15 protein-coding genes are annotated in these 19,314 nt (G+C 71.6%); 10 read left to right on the forward strand and 5 right to left on the reverse strand.

Annotated elements, in window-relative coordinates; all coding sequences use genetic code 11:
* Window positions 1-44: 44 nt before the first annotated feature.
* The 3 genes from M8J74_RS02720 (at window position 45) to M8J74_RS02730 (ending at window position 5,658) form a co-directional block, all read left to right on the forward strand.
* Window positions 45-1,805: an MGH1-like glycoside hydrolase domain-containing protein gene (locus M8J74_RS02720; protein WP_249834859.1), complete on the forward strand. Its 1,761-nt coding sequence runs from the start codon at window positions 45-47 to the stop codon at window positions 1,803-1,805.
* Window positions 1,802-3,739, forward strand: coding sequence for an amylo-alpha-1,6-glucosidase (locus M8J74_RS02725; protein WP_249834860.1), 1,938 nt, complete (start codon window positions 1,802-1,804; stop codon window positions 3,737-3,739). Before M8J74_RS02720 ends, M8J74_RS02725 begins: the two co-directional genes overlap by 4 nt.
* Before the next feature lie 152 nt (window positions 3,740-3,891).
* The gene (locus tag M8J74_RS02730) at window positions 3,892-5,658 is read left to right on the forward strand and encodes an alkaline phosphatase family protein (protein ID WP_249834861.1); all 1,767 of its coding nucleotides are present in this window, start codon (window positions 3,892-3,894) and stop codon (window positions 5,656-5,658) included.
* 226 nt (window positions 5,659-5,884) lie between these two features.
* Here the strand turns inward: M8J74_RS02730 and dusB are convergent, their stop codons facing one another.
* Window positions 5,885-7,018 (reverse strand): tRNA dihydrouridine synthase DusB, encoded by a 1,134-nt coding sequence (gene dusB / locus M8J74_RS02735; protein ID WP_249834862.1) that lies wholly within the window; start codon window positions 7,016-7,018, stop codon window positions 5,885-5,887.
* Between the two features lie 120 nt (window positions 7,019-7,138).
* Between dusB and M8J74_RS02740 the strand changes: the two genes are divergently transcribed.
* The gene (locus tag M8J74_RS02740; protein ID WP_249834863.1) at window positions 7,139-8,584 is read left to right on the forward strand and encodes an MFS transporter; all 1,446 of its coding nucleotides are present in this window, start codon (window positions 7,139-7,141) and stop codon (window positions 8,582-8,584) included.
* 224 nt (window positions 8,585-8,808) lie between these two features.
* On the opposite strand, the gene M8J74_RS02745 is transcribed toward M8J74_RS02740, so the two are convergent.
* Window positions 8,809-9,696, reverse strand: coding sequence for a helix-turn-helix transcriptional regulator (locus M8J74_RS02745; RefSeq protein WP_249834864.1), 888 nt, complete (start codon window positions 9,694-9,696; stop codon window positions 8,809-8,811).
* 101 nt (window positions 9,697-9,797) lie between these two features.
* Between M8J74_RS02745 and M8J74_RS02750 the strand changes: the two genes are divergently transcribed.
* The 3 genes from M8J74_RS02750 (at window position 9,798) to M8J74_RS02760 (ending at window position 12,784) form a co-directional block, all read left to right on the forward strand.
* Window positions 9,798-11,225 (forward strand): MFS transporter, encoded by a 1,428-nt coding sequence (locus tag M8J74_RS02750; protein ID WP_249834865.1) that lies wholly within the window; start codon window positions 9,798-9,800, stop codon window positions 11,223-11,225.
* A gap of 108 nt (window positions 11,226-11,333) precedes the next feature.
* Complete coding sequence (locus M8J74_RS02755) at window positions 11,334-11,552, forward strand: hypothetical protein (RefSeq protein WP_249834866.1); 219 nt, start codon at window positions 11,334-11,336, stop codon at window positions 11,550-11,552.
* Window positions 11,553-11,629: 77 nt separating this feature from the next.
* Complete coding sequence (locus tag M8J74_RS02760) at window positions 11,630-12,784, forward strand: serine hydrolase domain-containing protein (protein WP_249834867.1); 1,155 nt, start codon at window positions 11,630-11,632, stop codon at window positions 12,782-12,784.
* 341 nt (window positions 12,785-13,125) lie between these two features.
* Here the strand turns inward: M8J74_RS02760 and M8J74_RS02765 are convergent, their stop codons facing one another.
* Window positions 13,126-13,716: a TetR/AcrR family transcriptional regulator gene (locus M8J74_RS02765; protein ID WP_249834868.1), complete on the reverse strand. Its 591-nt coding sequence runs from the start codon at window positions 13,714-13,716 to the stop codon at window positions 13,126-13,128.
* A gap of 25 nt (window positions 13,717-13,741) precedes the next feature.
* Complete coding sequence (locus M8J74_RS02770; protein WP_249834869.1) at window positions 13,742-14,752, reverse strand: aldo/keto reductase; 1,011 nt, start codon at window positions 14,750-14,752, stop codon at window positions 13,742-13,744.
* 173 nt (window positions 14,753-14,925) lie between these two features.
* Here M8J74_RS02770 and M8J74_RS02775 point away from each other — a divergent pair, with 173 nt between their 5' ends.
* Window positions 14,926-15,972 carry a chitinase gene (locus M8J74_RS02775; RefSeq protein WP_249834870.1) on the forward strand — a complete coding sequence of 349 codons (1,047 nt, stop codon included), beginning with the start codon at window positions 14,926-14,928 and terminating at the stop codon, window positions 15,970-15,972.
* A 70-nt stretch (window positions 15,973-16,042) separates the two neighbouring features.
* Here the strand turns inward: M8J74_RS02775 and M8J74_RS02780 are convergent, their stop codons facing one another.
* A complete protein-coding gene (locus M8J74_RS02780; protein ID WP_249834871.1) occupies window positions 16,043-17,425 on the reverse strand; it encodes a glycine--tRNA ligase in 1,383 nt (460 codons plus the stop codon).
* 149 nt (window positions 17,426-17,574) lie between these two features.
* On the opposite strand from M8J74_RS02780, the gene M8J74_RS02785 reads away from it, so the two are divergent.
* Both M8J74_RS02785 and M8J74_RS02790 read left to right on the forward strand, forming a co-directional pair.
* Window positions 17,575-18,534 carry a metal ABC transporter substrate-binding protein gene (locus M8J74_RS02785; RefSeq protein WP_249834872.1) on the forward strand — a complete coding sequence of 320 codons (960 nt, stop codon included), beginning with the start codon at window positions 17,575-17,577 and terminating at the stop codon, window positions 18,532-18,534.
* Window positions 18,531-19,307, forward strand: a complete 777-nt coding sequence (locus M8J74_RS02790) for a metal ABC transporter ATP-binding protein (RefSeq protein WP_249834873.1) — start codon at window positions 18,531-18,533, stop codon at window positions 19,305-19,307. The genes M8J74_RS02785 and M8J74_RS02790 overlap by 4 nt, the downstream gene beginning before the upstream one ends.
* The last annotated feature ends 7 nt before the right edge of the window (window positions 19,308-19,314 follow it).

The following is a 19,314-nucleotide window of genomic DNA, read 5'->3' on the forward strand; positions in this document are numbered from 1 at the left end:
CTACGACCGAACCGGTCGCCCGCACCTCTTTCGGGGAGCCCCGAGTGGACCGCACCGCCCAGTTGACCAGCCGTGCCACCAAGCACCCCACTGCATACGATCCACCCCTCACCCAGGACGCGCCGCACGCCAGGGCCGCCCGGGTGCTGGAGGAGAACTGGACGGGCTCCTCCACGGTCCCCTCGCGCAGCCTGTACCCGCACCAGTGGTCCTGGGACTCGGCGTTCATCGCGATCGGCCTGCGCCACCTGTCGCCGTTACGGGCGCAGACGGAGCTGGAGACGCTGCTGGCCGCCCAGTGGGGCGACGGCCGCATCCCGCACATCGTCTTCAACCCCTCCGTACCCCTCGACGCGTACTTCCCGAGCCCCGACTTCTGGCGCTCCTCGACCGCGGGGCGCGCTGCGGGCGCCCCGCGCACCGTACAGACCTCCGGCATCGTGCAGCCACCGGTGCACGCGCTCGCGGCCTGGCTGGTGCACTGCGCCGACCCCGGGCTCTCCCGTGCGCGCGGCTTCCTGGCCCGCCTGTACCCCCGCCTGGCCGCCTGGCACCGCTATCTGCTGCACCGCCGGGATCTGGGCGGCGGCGGACTCGCGTCCGTCGTCCACCCCTGGGAGCAGGGCATGGACAACAGCCCCTGCTGGGACGCCCCGCTCGCCCGGATCACCCCCGCCCCGGCCCGCTCCTTCCGCCGCGCCGACCTCGACCACGGCGCCCCCGAGGACCGGCCGACGGACCTCGACTACGGCCGCTACGTGCGGCTGGCGACGGACTACCGGGATCGCGGGTACGCCGACGGGGGCGGCGAGTTCGCAGTCGAGGACCCGGCGTTCAACGCGCTGCTGATCGCCTCCGAGCACGCGCTCGCCCGGATCGCCCGCGAACTGGGCGCGACGGGCACGGCCCGCCACGCGCGCGCGGAACGCCTGACGGCAGCGCTGGTGCGGCGTCTGTGGAACCCGACGAGGGAGATGTTCCTGTGCCGCGATCTGCGGGCCGTCGCAGGAGCCGGGGAGATCGGTGCTCTCGGTTCGGAGCGACGCTCCGGGAACGGTGCTCTCGGTTCGGAGCGACGCTCCCGGAGCGGTGCTCCCGGCGGAGAGCAGTGCTCACAAAGCACCGCTCACACTCCAGAGCAGTGCTCACGGAGCACCGCTCCCACCCCAGAGCACCGCTCACACACCACCGCCCACACCCCAGAGCACCGCTCCCAGAGCACCGCTCACACAGCAGAGCACCGCTCACACACCACCGCCCACACCCCAGAGCACCGCTCCCAGAGCACCGCTCACACAGCAGAGCACCGCTCACACACCACCGGCATCCTCCTCCCCGAGCGCAGCGTCTCCGGCCTCGTGCCGCTGATCCTCCCCGGCCTCCCCCGCGACGTCGTCGCCCCGCTCCTGCGCACCCTGCGCGGACCGCACTTCGGCCTCGGGGACAGCACCCGCCTGGTGCCCAGTTACGACCTGCTCGGCGAGGCCTTCGACCCGCACCGCTACTGGCGCGGCCCCGCCTGGTTCAACATCAACTGGCTGTTGGAGAGCGGACTGCGCACCCACGGCGAGCCGGAAGCGGCCGACGCGCTGCGCGCGGCCGTCCTGGACGCCGCCGACGCGTCCGGCTTCGCGGAGTACGTGGACCCGCACACCGGCGAGGCCTGCGGAGCGCTCGGCTTCGGCTGGACCGCCGCGCTCGCGCTGGATCTGCTCCACACGCGCCCCGGAGACGGCGTGTCCCCGACGGGCATCGACACGTTCGACGAGATGAGCGACGAGAACAGGGGAGGGGACCGGGGATGAGCGACCGGCATCATCTGCTCGTGCACGGCGGGACGTTCGCGGCCGTGGGTGACGGCGGGGACATCAGCGGGGTCCGGGGAGCCGGCTCCCCGGACGGTCTGTTCGTGCGGGACGCCCGGCACTTGAGCCGTTGGCAACTGACGGTCGACGGCGCCGTGCCGGAGTCCCTCACGCCGGTCGCGGACGGGGACACGGCGCGCTGTGTCCTCGTCCCGCGCGGCGGACGCCAAGAGCCGCCCGCCTACACGGTGTTCCGTGAACAGGCCGTCGGGGACGGCGCGTTCGTGGAGTCCCTGAAGGTCACCAGCAACCGCCCCGCACCCACCACGGTCCGCCTGGCGATCACCGCGGACGCCGACTTCACCGACCAGTTCGAACTCCGCTCCGACTACCGCACCTACGCCAAGACCGGCGCCGTCCGCTCCCGCCAAGTCCTGGACGACGGAGTGGAGTTCGCCTACCGGCGCGGCGAATGGCGGTCCTGTACGACGGTGACGGCCGAGCCCGCCCCGGACGGCGTGGAGGAGACAGGGACAGGGGCCCGCCGCCTCGTATGGACCCTCGACCTCGCCCCGCACGGCACCGCGGAGCTGGTCCTGCGCGTCATGGCCCGCCCGCACGGAGACAAACGGGCCCTGCGCGTACCGGCCTCCCCCACCTCCGTCACCGAACAACTCCTCTCCCTCGAAGGCGAGTTCGTGGAGGGCGTGGCCTTCCCGACCGGCTGGCCGGAGCTGGCGGCGGCGTGCGCACGGGGCCTGGCGGACCTCGCCTCGCTCCAGCTGCCGGCGACGGGCCCGGACGGCGAGGAACTGCGCGTGCCGGCCGCCGGCGCCCCCTGGTTCCTGACCCTGCTGGGCCGGGACGCCCTGCTCACCTCACTCTTCGCCCTCCCCTACCGCCCGCAGCTGGCCGCCGCGACCCTGCCCGCGCTGGCCGCCACCCAGGCGACCGAGACGGACGTGGACTCGGTGGCCCAGCCGGGAAAGATCGTGCACGAGGTCCGCCACGGCGAACTGGCGCACTTCGGCCAGGTCCCGTACGGCCGCTACTACGGCTCGGTGGACGCCACGCCCCTCTTCCTCGTCCTCCTCGGCGCCTACACCGAACAGACCGGCGACACCGGACTGGCCCGCCGCCTGGAGCCCCACGCCCGCGCCGCGATCGGCTGGATGCTGGACCACGGAGGCTTGACCTCCCGCGGCTACCTGATCTACCGCGCCGACCAGGGCGGCCTGGCCAACCAGAACTGGAAGGACTCCCCCGGCGCGATCTGCTCCGCAGACGGCACCCGGGCGAGCGGCGCGGTGATGGCGGCCGGGGCCCAGGGATACGCGTACGACGCGCTGCGCCGCACGGCGTGGATCGCGCGCACCGTGTGGGCCGACGAGACGTACGCGGCGCTGCTGGAGCAGGCGGCCGGCGACCTGCGGGACCGTTTCCAGCGGGACTTCTGGATGCCGGAGCGGTCCTTCCCCGCCCTGGCGCTGGACGGCGAGGGCAGGCAGCTCGACGCCCTGGCGTCGGACGCCGGCCACCTCCTCTGGTCGGGGCTGCTGGACAAGGAGTACGGGGAGGCGGTGGGCCGGCGGCTGCTGGAGCCGGACTTCTTCTCCGGCTGGGGCGTCCGCACCCTGGCATCGGGCCAGGCCGCGTACCACCCGCTCTCCTATCACCGGGGCTCGGTGTGGCCGCACGACAACGCGCTGATCACCCTGGGGCTGGCGCGGTACGGGCTGCACGACGAGGCGCGCACGGTCGCGCACGGCCTGGTGGACGCGGCGAACGCCACCGGCCACCGGCTGCCGGAGGTCATCGCCGGGTACGGCCGGGACGCGCACGCCGAGCCGGTGCCGTATCCGCACGCCTGCGTCCGGGAGTCGCGCGCCGCGGCGGCGCCCCTGGCCCTGCTGACGGCGGTCGGCGGCGCCTGACGCCCGGAGCCGTTGACCGGCCGTTTGCCGGGTGTTTGCCCGGTGCCGTGAACACCCGCGCGGGGCCCGCCGTACGGAAGGTCGGCGGGTCCTTGCCTCCCCAGCGTGACCCGCCCCTCCCTCCCCGGGCCTCGCTACGGAAGGACCTTCGGGTGCCTGTCTTCACGCGCCTTCGCCACCAGCCGGAAACCGCCGACGCCGTCACCGAGGGCACGACGCCCGAGCAGGAGACGGCCGCGCGGGCCACCCTGCGGTCGCGGTTCGCCGCCTGGCGCGAAGGGCATCCCGCGGTCGTCCGCGGCACCCGCTGGACGATCACGGCCCTCGCCGCGGCCCTGATCTTCCTGGCCCTGGTCCTGCCGAACAAGCAGAGCGCCCTGCACGCGGACCGGTTCGTCCGGATACCGGTGGAGGCGATCCTCGGGGCCGCCGCGGCCCTCACCCTCCCCCGCCGCCCCCGCCTGACGACAGCGGCGCTCTCCGGCGCCGCACTCGGCGCGATGACCATCCTCAACCTCCTGGACATGGGCTTCTGGGAGTACCTGGGCCGCCGCTTCAACCTCGTCCTGGACTGGGAACTCCTCCCCGACGCCCAGTCGTACGTCAAGGACTCGATGGGCAAAACGGTGGCGACCCTCGCCACCGTGGGCGCCTTCGTCCTGGTCCTACTCCTCCTCACCGTCATGGCACTGGCGATGGTCCGGCTCAGCAACGCGCTCGCCCGCAACAAACAAGCAGCGACCAGGGGAACCCTCGCCACCGCCGTCGTATGGGTCCTCTGCTCCGCGCTGGGACTCCAGATAGCCGGGTCGCCGGTCGCGGCCGACCGCGCCGCGGGAGGGGTGCTGTCCCAGGCCCGGCTGGTCCACACGACCCTGCGCGACGAGGCGGAGTTCCAGAAGATCGCCAAGATCGACGCGTTCGGCAACACCCCGCCCGGCCAGCTGGTCCCCGATCTGCGCGGCAAGGACATGGTCTTCACCTTCATCGAGAGCTACGGCCGCAGCGCGATCGAGGACCCGGTGGAGGCACCCGGCGTCGACGCGACCCTGGACGCCCGCACCAAGGCCCTGGCGAAGGCCGGCTTCCACGCCAAGAGCGGCTGGCTGACCTCGGCCACCTACGGCGGCAGCAGCTGGCTCGGCCACTCCACCACCATGTCGGGCCTGTGGATCGACAACCAGCAGCGCTACCGCACCCTCATGGCGAGCGACCACATGAGCCTGACCGAGGCGTTCAAGAAGACGGGCGCCTGGGACACGGTGGGCATCATGCCCGGCGTGCAGAAGAGTTGGCCCGAGTCCAAGTTCTACGGCCTCGACTCCTACCGCAACGCCTTCCAGATGGGCTACAAGGGCCCGAAGTTCAGCTGGTCCACCATGCCCGACCAGTACGCACTCCAGCAGTTCCAGAACCTGGAGCACGGCAAGAAGCGCACCAAGCCCCTGATGTCCCTGGTGATCCTGACCTCCAGCCACCAGCCCTGGGCGCCGATCCCCAAGATGGTCCCCTGGGACAAGCTGGGCGACGGCAAGATCTTCAACGCCGTCCACGCGGCCGGCAACAAGCCCTCGGACATCATCGCCAGCTCCCCCAAGTCCCAGGCGGAGTACGGCAAGTCAGTCCAGTACTCCGTCACGGCCCTCACCGAGTGGCTGGAGCGCTACGGCACGAAGGACACCGTGCTGGTCTTCCTGGGCGACCACCAGCCCATCCCCCGCGTGAGCGGCAACCACGCCAGCCGCGACGTCCCGGTCTCCATCGTCGCCAAGGACCCCAAGGTCCTGGACAAGATCTCCACCTGGAACTGGACGGACGGCCTGCGCCCGGCCCACGACGCCCCGGTCTGGAAGATGAGCGCGTTCCGCGACGCGTTCCTCACGGCATACGGCTCGACGAAACACCCCAAGAAGGGGTGAGCAGCGCCGTACACAAACGGACCCGCCGTCGTGGTCGCTCGCGCAGTTCCCCGCGCCCCTTGCGGCGCGGCAGGCGCCCTCGGCGAGAAGGGGGCGGGGCGGGGGGTGTCCGCCCGCAGCGGCGGGCGTCCATCACCGGCACAGCCCCGGAGACGGCCCCGCCCGACCGAGGACGGACACCCCCCGCCCCGCCCCCGACCCACGACGAAACCGCAGGCGGCGAACCTCAGCCCCCCGACGTGTCGAGCTCCGCGTCCTCCCCGACGCCCGCGCAGTCGTAAGGGTCCTTCAACCACCCGTCCGGCAGCACCACCCTGTTGTTGCCGGACGTACGTCCCCGAGGCCCGTCGGCCCCCACCGGCCAGGCCTGGTCCAGATCCAACTCGTCCAGCCCGCCCCGCAGTTCCTCCAAAGAAGAAGTAACGGCAAGCCGCTTGCGCATCTCGCTGCCGACCGCGAAGCCCTTCAGATACCAGGCGACATGCTTCCGGAAGTCGACAACACCCTTCGCCTCGTCGCCGATCCACTCCCCCAGCAGCCGAGCGTGCCGGACCATGACATCGGCGACCTCACGCAGCGACGGCCGAGCGATGTCCTGCTCCCGCCCCTCGAACGCCGCGACGAGGTCGGCGAACAGCCAGGGCCGCCCGAGGCACCCGCGCCCCACGACCACCCCGTCGCACCCGGTCTCCCGCACCATCCGCAGCGCGTCCTCGGCCGACCAGATGTCCCCGTTGCCCAGCACGGGAATCTCCGGCACGTGCTCCTTCAGGCGCGCGATGGCGTCCCAGTCCGCCGTACCGCCGTAGTGCTGCGCGGCCGTACGCCCGTGCAGGGCGATCGCGGTGACGCCCTCCTCGACGGCGATGCGCCCGGCGTCCAGATAGGTGATGTGGTCGTCGTCGATGCCCTTGCGCATCTTCATCGTCACGGGCAGATCCCCCGCGCCCGAGACGGCCTCGCGCAGGATCGCCCGCAGCAGGTTGCGCTTGTACGGCAGCGCGGACCCGCCGCCCTTCCGCGTCACCTTCGGCACCGGGCACCCGAAGTTCAGGTCGATGTGATCGGCGAGCCCTTCCTCCGCGATCATGCGGACGGCCTTGCCGACGGTGGCGGGATCGACGCCGTACAGCTGGATCGACCGGGGCTTCTCGCTCGCGTCGAAGTGGATGAGCTGCATGGTCTTCTCGTTGCGCTCGACCAGCGCCCGCGTGGTGATCATCTCGCTCACGAAGAGGCCCTTGCCGCCGCTGAACTCCCGGCACAGTGTCCGGAAGGGAGCGTTGGTGATCCCGGCCATGGGGGCGAGGACGACAGGGGGCTGGACGGTGTGCGGACCGATCTGCAGGGGCGTGGACATTAGCCCATTGTCACCCATGAGAAAGAACCGAATCCCCACCCCCCAAGGATCATGCATCCACCATTAGTTAGCACCACTATTAGTTAGACACACTATCGACATCGGCGTACGATAAAACGCATGCCCGAGCTCAGTCACCGCCGACGTCTGCTGGTTCTGGCGATCTGCTGCATGAGCCTGCTGATCGTGAGCATCGACGTCACCGCTCTGAACGTCGCCCTCCCCGACATGCAGCGCGAACTGCACGCGAGCACGTCCGGCCTGCAGTGGACGATCGACGCCTACACCCTCGTCCTGGCCTCGCTGCTGATGCTCGCGGGCTCCACGGCCGACCGGATCGGCCGCAAGCGCGTGTTCATGACCGGCCTGGTCCTGTTCGTCGTAGGCTCACTCCTCTGTTCGCTCGCCCCGAACCTCGACTCGCTGATCGTGTTCCGCATGATCCAGGCGGTCGGCGGCTCGATGCTCAACCCCGTCGCGATGTCGATCATCACGAACACCTTCACGGACCCCCGCGAACGGGCCCGGGCGATCGGTGTCTGGGGTGCCGTGGTCGGCATCTCCATGGCGGCCGGCCCGCTGGCCGGCGGCCTGCTCGTGGAGTCGGTCGGCTGGCGGTCGATCTTCTGGGTCAACCTCCCGGTCGGCCTGACGGCCCTGCTGCTGACCCTGCGCTTCGTCCCCGAGTCCCGGGCCCCCAAGGCCCGCCGCCCGGACCCGGTCGGGCAGCTGCTGGTCATCGCGCTGTTCGGCTCGCTGACGTACGCGATCATCGAGGCCCCGGACTCCGGCGTGGCCGCGGTCCTGCCGTTCGCGGTGGTCGCCGCGGCGGCTCTGGGCGGCCTGCTCTGGTACGAGCCGCGACGCGACGAGCCCCTCATCGACCTGCGCTTCTTCCGCTCCGTACCGTTCAGCGGGGCGACGGCGATAGCGATCGCGGCGTTCGCCTCGCTGGGCGGCTTCCTGTTCCTGTCGACGCTGTACCTGCAGAACGTGCGCGGGTACGACGCGCTGCACGCGGGGCTGTGGATGCTGCCGATGGCGGTGCCGATGTTCCTGTGCGCACCGGTGTCCGGACGGCTGGTCGGCAGCCGGGGGCCGCGGCTGTCGCTGGTGGTCGCCGGTGTGGCGATGACGGTGAGCGCGGTGCTGTTCGCGGCGTTCGACGCGGAGACGTCGAACACGACGCTGTTCCTCGGGTACGTGCTGTTCGGTGTCGGCTTCGGGTTCGTGAACGCGCCGATCACCAACACGGCGGTGTCGGGCATGCCGCGGGCGCAGGCGGGGGTCGCCGCGGCGGTGGCCTCCACGAGCCGGCAGCTGGGTCAGACGCTGGGCGTCGCGGTGATCGGGGCGGTGCTGGCCTCCGGCGTGGAGGGGTCGTCGTACAGGGCGGCGTTCGTGTCGGCGTCGGTGCCCGGGTGGTGGATCTTGGTCGCGTGCGGGGTGGCGGTGTTCACGCTGGGGGCGGTGACGACGGGGCGGTGGGCGCGGGGTACCGCCGAGCGGACGGCGGAGAAGTTGCAACCGGCGGAGGTGCGCCAGCCCACGGGGGTGAGTGCGTAGTTCGGCGACCGCGGCCGGGTGGGGGCTGATCGCGCAGTTCCCCGCGCCCCTTCAGGGCGCGTCCAGGCCCCCGGCGTAATCCCGCGCAGTCCCTCACACACACCCCTACCCCCCTCAGCCCCCCCAACAAAGACCAGCCCCCTTCAGCCCCCCCAAAAAAAGGCCAGCCCCCTTCAAGCCCCCCAACAAAGGCCAGCCCCCTCAGGGCCCCAAAGGCCACCCCCTCAGGGCGTCTCCCTGGCCAGCGCGATCTCGTGGAGCTTCTCCATCCTGGCCCGCGTCTCCGGGTCCGCCGGGACGTAGGTCACCAGCCGTGAGCCCACCTCCGGCCCCAGCCACAGTTCGGTCTGGTCGACGACCAGCCGCCCCACGAGCCGGTTGAGGAACTCCTTGCGCTTGCTGTGGGCCACGACCACCTCGTGCCGCTCCCACGCCTCGCAGAACTCCGGGTACGCGCGCAGCCGCTTGAGCAGGAGCTTCCAGGCCGGCTCGCCGAGGTGCCCGGCCTGGGCGGCGCGCAGCCGGGCGGCCATGAGCCGCCGCGTCTCCTCCAGGTGGACGATCGAGTCGCGCCACTCCTGGTTGGTGTAGGAGAGCAGGACGCAGTTGCGGTCCTCCGGGGCCACCGTCGACAGGTCGCACAGCAGCAGCCCGAGGACGCGGTTGTGGGCGAGGATGTCGTACCGGCTGTTCTGGATGCTCGCGGCGTACGGCTCCAGCTGCTCCAGCATGGCCCGCAGCCCCGGCGTCACCGACGGGCAGATCAGGGCCGGTGTGGGGTCGACCGCGCCGGCGAGCTGGAAGAGGTGGGCGCGCTCGGTGGGGTCGAGCTTCAGGGTGCGGGCGAGGGCGTCGAGGACCTGGACGGACACCTGGATGTCACGGCCCTGCTCGAGCCACGTGTACCAGGTGACGCCGACCGCGGAGAGCTGGGCGACCTCCTCGCGGCGCAGCCCGGGCGTGCGGCGGCGCCGGCCGCGCGGCAGGCCGACCTCCTCGGGGGCGATCCGCTCGCGGCGGCTGCGCAGGAAGGCCGCCAGCTCGTGCCGCCGCACCTCGGCGCCCGTGCCGCGCGTGCGCGCGGTCGCCGTCTCCTGGGCCATGGTCGTCATGGCTCCACCCTGCACCCTTCGGCACCCTGTTTCCAGGTACTGCTTCTACCAGGATAAAGACACTCTGGTACCACGCTGGGCGGGGGCGCAGCCTCGATGACGTGACCGAAACCATCGCTACACGCACCGTCCGACCGCCGGCCGCGACACCGTCGCTCGGCGGTGTCGGGCTCTTCACCGTGCTGCTGGCAGCGGCGCTGCCCCTCATCGACTTCTTCATCGTCAACGTCGCCCTGCCGACGATCGGCCGGGACCTGCACGCGAGCGAGTCCGTCCTCGAACTCGTCGTCGCCGGTTACGGGTTGGCGTACGCCGTGCTCCTCGTCCTGGGCGGCAGGCTCGGGGACCTGTTCGGCCGGCGCCGCTTCTTCCTCGGCGGCATGGCGGCCTTCGGCCTGACCTCGCTGGCCTGCGGGCTCGCGCCGAGCGCCTGGACGCTGGTCGCGGCGCGGGTGGCGCAGGGCGCGTCGGCCGCCGCGATGCTCCCGCAGGTCCTCGCCACCATCCAGGCGGCGACCGCCGGACCCCGACGGGCGAAGGCGATGGGCCTGTACGGCGCCACGGCCGGCCTGTCCATGGTCGCCGGGCAGATCCTCGGCGGGGTCCTGGTCGCGGCCGACATCGCGGGCACCGGCTGGCGCGCGGTGTTCCTGGTGAACGTCCCGGTGGTCGTCGTGGGCCTGCTGCTGGCGGCCCGTGCCGTCCCCGAGACGCGTTCCCGGCACCCCGAGCCGGTCGACGGCCCCGGCACCGTCCTGCTGACGGCGTCCCTGCTGGCCCTGCTGGCGCCGCTCACGGAGGGCCGGTCGGCGGGCTGGCCGCTGTGGACGTGGCTGTCGCTGGCGGCGTTCCCGTTCCTCGCGGCGGCGTTCTACGCGGTGGAGCGCCGGGCCGACCGCCGGGGCCGTACGCCCCTGGTTCCCCCGTCGCTGTTCGAGCTGACGTCGTTGCGGCGCGGCCTGGTGATGATCCTGCCGTTCTCCGTCGGCTTCAGCGGCTTCATGTTCGTGATCGCGGTGGCGTTGCAGCGGGGTGCGGGTCTGGGACCGGTCCGGGCCGGTCTGGCCCTGGCGCCGATGGCGGCGGTGTTCTTCTTCGTCTCGCTCGCCGGTCCCCGCCTGGTCGCCCGCTACGGCACCCGGGTCGTCACCGCAGGGGCGCTGCTGCAGGGGCTCGGCATCGGTCTGATGGCGCTGGCGGCCTGGCGGTCCTGGCCGGATCTCGGCCTGGTCGCGCTGCTGCCGGGGGCGGTGTTCGCGGGCGGCGGTCAGGCGCTGCAGCTCCCCATCGTCTACCGGGTGGTGCTCTCCGAGGTGGAGCCGGTCCGGGCCGGTGTGGGCAGCGGGGTGATGATGACCACCCAGCAGTCGGCCCTGGCGCTCGGCGTCGCCGCGCTGGGCACGCTGTTCCTCTCCCTCGTCCCGGGCAGCGGGATGCGGGACGCGCTGGTCGTCACGCTGCTGGCGCAGCTCGGCTGCGTCGTCGTGACGGGCCTGCTGAGCCTGCGGCTGCCCCGCACGGTCGGCTGAGGGGGCGGCGTCGTGTGTGGGATCGGCCACGGGTTGGTCAACTCGCCGTGGAGGGTCTCCTGTTGATGTTGGTCTTGCTGCACACTCCTGTGCCGGAGGGGAGGCGGCATGCTGGAGATCAACACGAGCAGGGTGCGGCGCTGGGACGGGCACGGTCGTGAACACGTCGTCCGCGTGCAGCGCACCGGTCTGCAGCGGACGATCAGATGTGACACCTGCGGCTGGCGGCAGGGGGCGCAGTTCCTGCCCTGGCTGAAGGCCGAGGAGCATCTGGCCCAGGCGCACCAGGCGACGGTGGACCCGACGGAGCCGGAGCCCTCGGGCTGAGGCGCCGGGGAGATGAGTTTCCGGCGCGGCAGGAGTCGTAGAACCGACCGCACGCCCCGCGCACCGGAAGGCCGGAGATGACCGAGACCGAACTGAAGGCCGTGCTGCGGCGCCATGTCGAGGACGGCACGGTGCCCGGCGCCGTCGCCCTGGTGGCGCGCGGCGAGGACGTCGAGGTGGTGACCGTCGGCTCCGTGGACACCGAGGGAACCGCGCCGATGGCACGCGACTCGATCTTCCGTATCGCCTCCCTCACCAAGCCGATCACGGCGGCGGCGGTGCTGATGCTGATGGAGGAGGGCGCGTTCGCCCTCGAGTCGCCGGTGGAGGAGTGGCTCCCGGAGCTGTCGAAGCCGACGGTGGTGCGGACGCCGACGGGCCCCGTGGACGACGTGGTCCCGGCCGCCCGCCCGATCACGGTCGAGGACCTGCTCAGCTCGCGCACCGGCTGGGGCTTCCCCTCCGACTTCTCGCTCCCGGCGGTGCAGTCGCTGTTCACGGTGCAGAAGGACGGCCGCGCCCTGCAGGACTGGCCGGACGCGGACACCTGGCTGGGGCTGCTCGCGCGGGTGCCGATGCTGTACCAGCCGGGCGAGGCGTGGCTCTACGGCACCTCCTCCGACCTGCAGGGCATCCTGGTCGAGCGGGCGTCCGGCCGTACGCTCCCCGACTTCCTGCGCGAGCGGCTCTTCGCGCCGCTGGGCATGAGGGACACGGCGTTCGAGGTCCCGCCGTCGAAGCGGCACCGCTTCACCTCGGCCTACGCGCCCGGCCCGGACGGCTCCCCGCGGTTGTCGGACACCCCGGACGGCGAGTTCGCCCGGGTCCCGCGTTTCCACTCGGGCGGCGGCGGCCTGGTCTCCACGGCCGACGACTGGCTGGCCTTCGCCCGTCTCCTGCTGAACGACGGCACCGCCCCGGACGGCCGCCGCCTGCTCAGCTCGACCTCCGTCAGCCGTATGACCACCAACCACCTCACGGCCGGGCAGCGCGAGCGCGCCACGCTCTTCCTGGAGGGCCAGGGCTGGGGCTACGGCGGCCAGGTCGACGTCACCCCGTCCGACCCCTGGAACGTCCCCGGACGCTACGGCTGGGTCGGCGGCACCGGCACGACGGCCCACATCGTCCCGCCCGCCGGAACCGTCGCGATCCTGCTCACCCAGGCGGGCATGGCCAACCCGACCCCCACACCGGTGATGCGGGACTTCTGGCGTCACGTGGCCGGCGGCTGAGACCCCCGGTCGGCGCCGTCCGGGCCCGCCCTGCGTCCACGCACCCGCTCGCCTGCCTCCCAGGCATCAGGTGGCCGCCGAACTGGCCCGGCTGATGCGGTCCAACAGATTCCCCCAGTGGCTCGCCCGCGCGCGAACACGACGCCATCCGCCGGGACGCGGTCGAGGCCGCCCGTGCCGGCCTTCGCCGGGCTCACCCTGAGGGCACCTCGACGGGCGCGGCGAGCGACGGCTGCCGGGAGCGGGCCACGGCTGTCTCGACGGCCTCCCCAGGAACGCCGTCGTCGACGTCGGCGCGCCCCGCCCCCGCGGGGCCCTCCGCCGCGGCCCGCCGTGCCGCCCTACGCGGACAGACCCCGCACCAGCAGGTCCACCACCGCCTCGAACTCCTCCTCCACGCCGGGCTGTTCCCACTCCCTGGCGTAGCCGGGGTCGTGGAAGCGGGCGGTGGCCTGGAAGAGGGCGCGGGCGGCGGTCGCGGGGTCGGTGACCGTGAAGGTGCCGGTCTCCGTGCCGGCGCGGACGATCTCGGTGAGCTGGTCGGTCAGTTCGGTGATGTGGGTGCCCACCACCTCGCCCGCGCCGTCCGTGAGCACGGAGTACGTGGCGAACAGCTCGGGGTCGTCGCCGGCCTTGCGGCGCTTGGCGGCGAAGAGGGCCGCGAGCCACTCGCGCACCCGCAGCCGCGGGTCCCGTCCGGCGTCGGCGGCGATTCCGGCGAGGACCTCGGTCGTCCGGTCCAGCCACCTCTTGGTCACCGCCTCGCGCAGGGCGGCCTTGGTGCGGAAGTGCCGGTAGACGCTGCCGTGGCTGACGCCGAGTGCGCGGGCCACGTCGACCACGGTGGCCTTGGCCGGGCCGTGGCGGCGCAGCACCTCCTCGGTGGCGGCGAGGATGCGCTCGGCGGTCAGGGTCTCGCTGGTCGGGGGCATGGCTAGACGGTACCCGGCACCGGGATCAGCGTTCGCTGTCGAGCATGGCCATCTGCGCGGGCGCGTACCGCTCGCCGGCCGCCGCGTCGGCCGGTACGGCCGCCTCGACGGCGGCGAGGTCGTCCGCGTCCAGGGTCACGTCCAGGGCGCCCAGGGCCTCGCCGAGCCGCTCGCGGGTGCGGGCGCCGATCAGCGGCACGATGTCGTCGCCCCGCGAGAGCACCCAGGCGATGGCGAGCTGGGCGACGGAGACGCCCTTCCGCTCGGCGATCTTGCGCAGGGACTCGACCAGGCCGAGGTTGTGCTGGAGGTTGTCGCCCTGGAAGCGGGGGGTGTGGGCGCGGAAGTCGTTCGCGGCGAACCCCTGGCCGGGCGTGACGTGGCCGGAGATCAGGCCGCGGGAGAGGACCCCGTAGGCGGTGACGGAGATGCCCAGCTCGCGCAGGGTGGGCAGGATCTCGCGCTCGGGTCCTCGGGAGATGAGCGCGTACTCGATCTGGAGGTCGGCGATCGGGGCGGTGGCGGCGGCCCGGCGGATGGTCTCCGCGCCGACCTCGCTGAGTCCGATGTGGCGGACGTACCCCTTCTCGACCAGTTCCGCGATCGCGCCGACGGTCTCCTCGATCGGCACGTTCGGGTCGAGGCGGGCGGGGCGGTAGACGTCGATGTGGTCGACGCCGAGGCGCTGGAGGGAGTACGCGGCCCAGGTCTTCACGGCGGCGGGGCGGGCGTCGTAGCCGAGCCATTCGCCGTCCGGGGCGCGGTGTGCGCCGAACTTCACGCTGACCAGGGCGTTGTCCCGGAGGGCGGCCGGGGCGGTGCGCAGGGCCTCGGCGATCAGGAGTTCGTTGTGGCCCATGCCGTAGAAGTCGCCGGTGTCGAGCAGGGTGACGCCGGCCTCCAGGGCGGCGTGGATGGTGGCGATGGACTCCGCGCGGTCCGTGTCGCCGTACATGCCGGACATGCCCATGCAGCCGAGGCCGAGAGCGGAGACCTGGGGGCCGGTGGTGCCGAGGGTTCGGGTTCGCATCGTCATGCCACCACCCTGACATGACGGCTGACAGATTTCAATATCTGTCAGTCCATATGTGTCAGCGGATGCTCCGCCGACCTGTCGGCACGAATTGGTCCAGACCCATTGACGTCAGGTCTGGACCAGTTCACTGTCATGGCTACGACACCTCACCGCACCCCCACCGGGAGGCCCGTATGCTCCGCCGCGCCCTGTCCCTGCTCGCCGCCGCGCTGGCGACGGCCTGTCTCACCCAGCTCCCGGCGGCCCCCACCGCCTCCGCCGCCGACACCTGCGCGCCGAAGCCGCGGCCGTCCGGCAAGGTCCTGCAGGGCTACTGGGAGAACTGGGACGGCTCCGCCAACGGCGTCCACCCGCCGTTCGGCTGGACCCCGATCACCGACTCCCGCATCGCCGCCCACGGCTACAACGTGATCAACGCGGCCTTCCCCGTGATCCGTTCGGACGGAACGGCCCTGTGGGAGGACGGCATGGACGCCGGTGTGAAGGTGGCCACGCCCGCGGAGATGTGCGCGGCGAAGGCCTCCGGCCAGACCGTCCTGCTGTCGATCGGAGGCGCCGCGGCCGGCATCGACCTCAGCTCGACGGCCGTGGCCGACAGGTTCGTTGCGACGATCGTGCCCATCCTGAAGAAGTACAACTTCGACGGCATCGACATAGACATCGAGACGGGCCTGGTCGGCAGCGGGAACATCACGCAACTCTCCACGTCCCAGGCCAACTTGATCCGCATCATCGACGGAGTCCTGGCGCGGATGCCGGCGGGCTTCGGGCTGACCATGGCCCCGGAGACGGCCTACGTCACCGGCGGGAGCGTCACCTACGGCTCGATCTGGGGCGCGTACCTGCCGATCATCAAGAAGTACGCCGACAACGGCCGCCTGTGGTGGCTGAACATGCAGTACTACAACGGCAGCATGTACGGCTGCTCGGGCGACTCCTACCAGGCGGGCACGGTGCAGGGCTTCACGGCGCAGACGGACTGCCTGGACAAGGGCCTGGCCGTGCAGGGCACGACGATCAGGGTGCCCTACGACCGGCAGGTCCCCGGCCTGCCCGCCCAGCCGGGCGCCGGCGGCGGCTACCTGTCACCGTCCCTCGTCTCCCAGGCCTGGAAGCACTACGGCACCTCCCTCAAGGGCCTGATGACCTGGTCGGTCAACTGGGACGGCTCGAAGAACTGGACGTTCGGCGACAACGTCAAGTCCCTGCAAGGGCGTTGACGCACGAACGCCGGACGGGGCCGAGTCTCCTCGGCCCCGTCCGGCGCGTGCGCGGTTATCGCGGCGGACGTCAGCAGCCCAGCAGGCGGCCCGCCAGGTACCCCTCGATCTGGTCCAGCGAGACCCGCTCCTGCTTCATCGTGTCGCGCTCGCGCACCGTCACCGCGTTGTCGTCCAGCGTGTCGAAGTCGACGGTCACGCAGTACGGCGTGCCGATCTCGTCCTGGCGGCGGTAGCGGCGGCCGATGGCGCCGGCGTCGTCGAACTCGATGTTCCAGTTCTGCCGCAGCGCCTGGGCGAGGCCCTTGGCCTTCGGCGACAGCTCCGGGTTGCGGGACAGCGGGAGCACGGCGACCTTCACCGGGGCCAGGCGGTGGTCGAGCCGCAGCACCGTGCGCTTCTCCATCTTGCCCTTGGCGTTCGGCGCCTCGTCCTCGACGTAGGCGTCGAGGAGGAAGGCCAGCAGCGTACGGCCGACACCGGCCGCGGGCTCGATGACGTACGGCGTCCAGCGCTCGCCGGCCTCCTGGTCGAAGTAGGAGAGGTCCTGGCCGGAGGCCTTGCCGTGGGCGTTCAGGTCGTAGTCGGTGCGGTTGGCGACGCCCTCCAGCTCGCCCCACTCGTTGCCGCCGAACTGGAAGCGGTACTCGATGTCAGCGGTGCGCTTGGAGTAGTGGGAGAGCTTCTCCTTCGGGTGCTCGTACCACCGCATGTTCTCCTCGCGCAGGCCGAGGCCGGTGTACCAGCTCCAGCGCTGCTCCATCCAGTACTCCTGCCACTTCTCGTCCTCGCCCGGCTTGACGAAGAACTCCATCTCCATCTGCTCGAACTCGCGGGTGCGGAAGATGAAGTTGCCGGGCGTGATCTCGTTGCGGAAGGACTTGCCCATCTGCGCGATGCCGAACGGCGGCTTGCGGCGCGAAGTGGTCTGCACCTGGGCGAAGTTGGTGAAGATGCCCTGGGCGGTCTCGGGGCGCAGGTAGGCGATCGAGCCGCTGTCCTGGGTGGGGCCGAGGTGCGTGGAGAGCAGACCCGAGAACTGCTTGGGCTCGGTGAACTGGCCCTTGTTGCCGCAGTTCGGGCAGTTCACGTCCGCCAGGCCGTTCTCCGGGAGGCGGTGGTGCTTGGCCTCGTAGGCCTCCTCCAGGTGGTCCGCGCGGAACCGCTTGTGGCAGGAGGTGCACTCGGTCAGCGGGTCCGTGAAGGTGGCGACGTGACCGGAGGCCACCCAGACCTCGGGGGCCAGGATCACGGACGAGTCGATGCCGACCACGTCCTCGCGCGACGTCACCATGTAGCGCCACCACTGGCGCTTGATGTTCTCCTTGAACTCGACACCCAGCGGCCCGTAGTCCCAGGCGGCACGCTGGCCGCCGTAGATCTCACTGCAGGGGAATACGAAGCCACGGCGCTTGCTCAGGCTGACGATGGTGTCGATCTTGTCGGCGGCCACGGTGCTCTCTTCATTACGACGACGGGCGACGAAGCGAGATGCTTCCAGCGAATGCTTCAGCGTACCGGCGGGGACTGCCCCTCAATCAAATCGGTGCCCGTCGGATCGTTTATTGACAACGGTTTCCATGTTTGATGAAAATGACTGTCATGAACGTACGACGACAGCACATACCCGCGGTGGCCGTGGCGGCCGTCACCGCACTCGGCCTCGGCTCGCTCACCGCCTGCTCCGGCGACAGCGCGGCGGCCACCGGCACCGGGAAGTTCGACGTCGTCGCGTCGTTCTACCCGATGGCCTTCCTCGCCGAGCGGATCGGCGGCACCCACGTGCACGTCACGAGCCTGACCCAGCCCGGCCAGGAGCCGCACGACCTGGAGATCAGCGCCCGGCAGACCGCCCAGCTCCAGGACTCCGACGCGGTGCTCTACCTCAAGAACCTCCAGCCCTCCGTCGACGACGCGGTCGCCCAGTCCGAGGTGAAGACCAAGATCGACGCCGCCTCCCTGACCTCGCTGGAGAAGCACGGCAACGAGGTCGGCGGCCACGCGGCCTCCCACGACGGCTCCGAGAACGACGAGCTCTCCGGCCTCGACCCGCACATCTGGCTCGACCCGGTGCGCTACGCCCAGGTCGCCGAGGGCGTCGGCAAGGCCTTCCAGAAGGCCGACCCCAAGCACGCGGCCGACTACCGGAAGAACACCGCGGCCCTGGTGAAGAAGCTGGACGCGCTGAACACCGCGTTCAAGGACGGCCTCGCGCACACGCAGTCCAAGGTCTTCATCACCACCCACGCCGCCTTCGGCTACCTCGCCGAGCGCTACGGCCTGACCGAGGAGGCCATCAACGGCCTCGACCCCGAGTCCGAACCCAGCGCGGCACGGGTGAAGCAGCTGGAGACGATGGCGAAGGCCGACGGCGTCACCACCGTCTTCTACGAGACCCTCGTCAGCGACAAGACCGCGAAGACGATCGCCTCCGACGCCGGGCTGAAGACGGACGTCCTGGACCCGATCGAGGGCATCACCTCCAAGTCCCGCGGCACGGACTACTTCTCCGTCCAGGAGGCCAACCTCAAGGCCCTGCAGAGCGCTCTGGGAGAGAAATGACAGCGCAGCACGGTACGACCGAGCCCGCCGTGTCCCTGCGCGGCGTCCGCGCCGACCTGGGCTCGCGCCCCGTGCTGCGCGGGATCGACCTCACCGTGGCACGCGGTGAGGTCGTCGCGCTGCTCGGCGCCAACGGCTCCGGCAAGTCGACGGCCATCCGCACGATCATCGGCCAGGTGCCGGTGAGCGCCGGGAGGATCGAGCTGTTCGGCACCGAGCGCGAGCGGTTCCGGGACTGGGCGCGGGTGGGCTACGTCCCGCAGCGCACGACGGCCGCCGGCGGCGTCCCCGCCACGGTCACCGAGATCGTCTCCTCCGGCCGGCTGTCCCGGACCCGCTTCGGCGTGCTGCGCAAGGCCGACCACGCGGCCGTGCGCGGGGCCCTGGAGCTGGTCGGCATGGCGGACCGGGCGAAGGAGTCCGTGAACGCCCTGTCCGGCGGCCAGCACCAGCGCGTCCTGATCGCCCGCGCGCTCGCCGCCGAACCGGAACTGCTGATCATGGACGAGCCGATGGCGGGCGTGGACCTGGCCAGCCAGGAGGTGCTGGCGCAGACCCTGCGCGAGCAGGTCGCGGCCGGTGCGACCGTCCTGCTCGTCCTGCACGAACTCGGGCCCCTGGAACCGCTGATCGACCGCGCGGTGGTGCTCCGCGACGGCTGCGTCCTGCACGACGGGCCGCCCCCGAAGGCGGTCGGCCAGCATGCCCTCCCCGGCCACGACCACGTCCACCCGCACGAGCCCGGGCCGCTGCGCACCGGACTGCTGGGCTGAAGGAACA

Source organism: Streptomyces panaciradicis, from assembly GCF_023516615.1.
Taxonomy (GTDB): Bacteria; Actinomycetota; Actinomycetes; order Streptomycetales; family Streptomycetaceae; genus Streptomyces; species Streptomyces panaciradicis.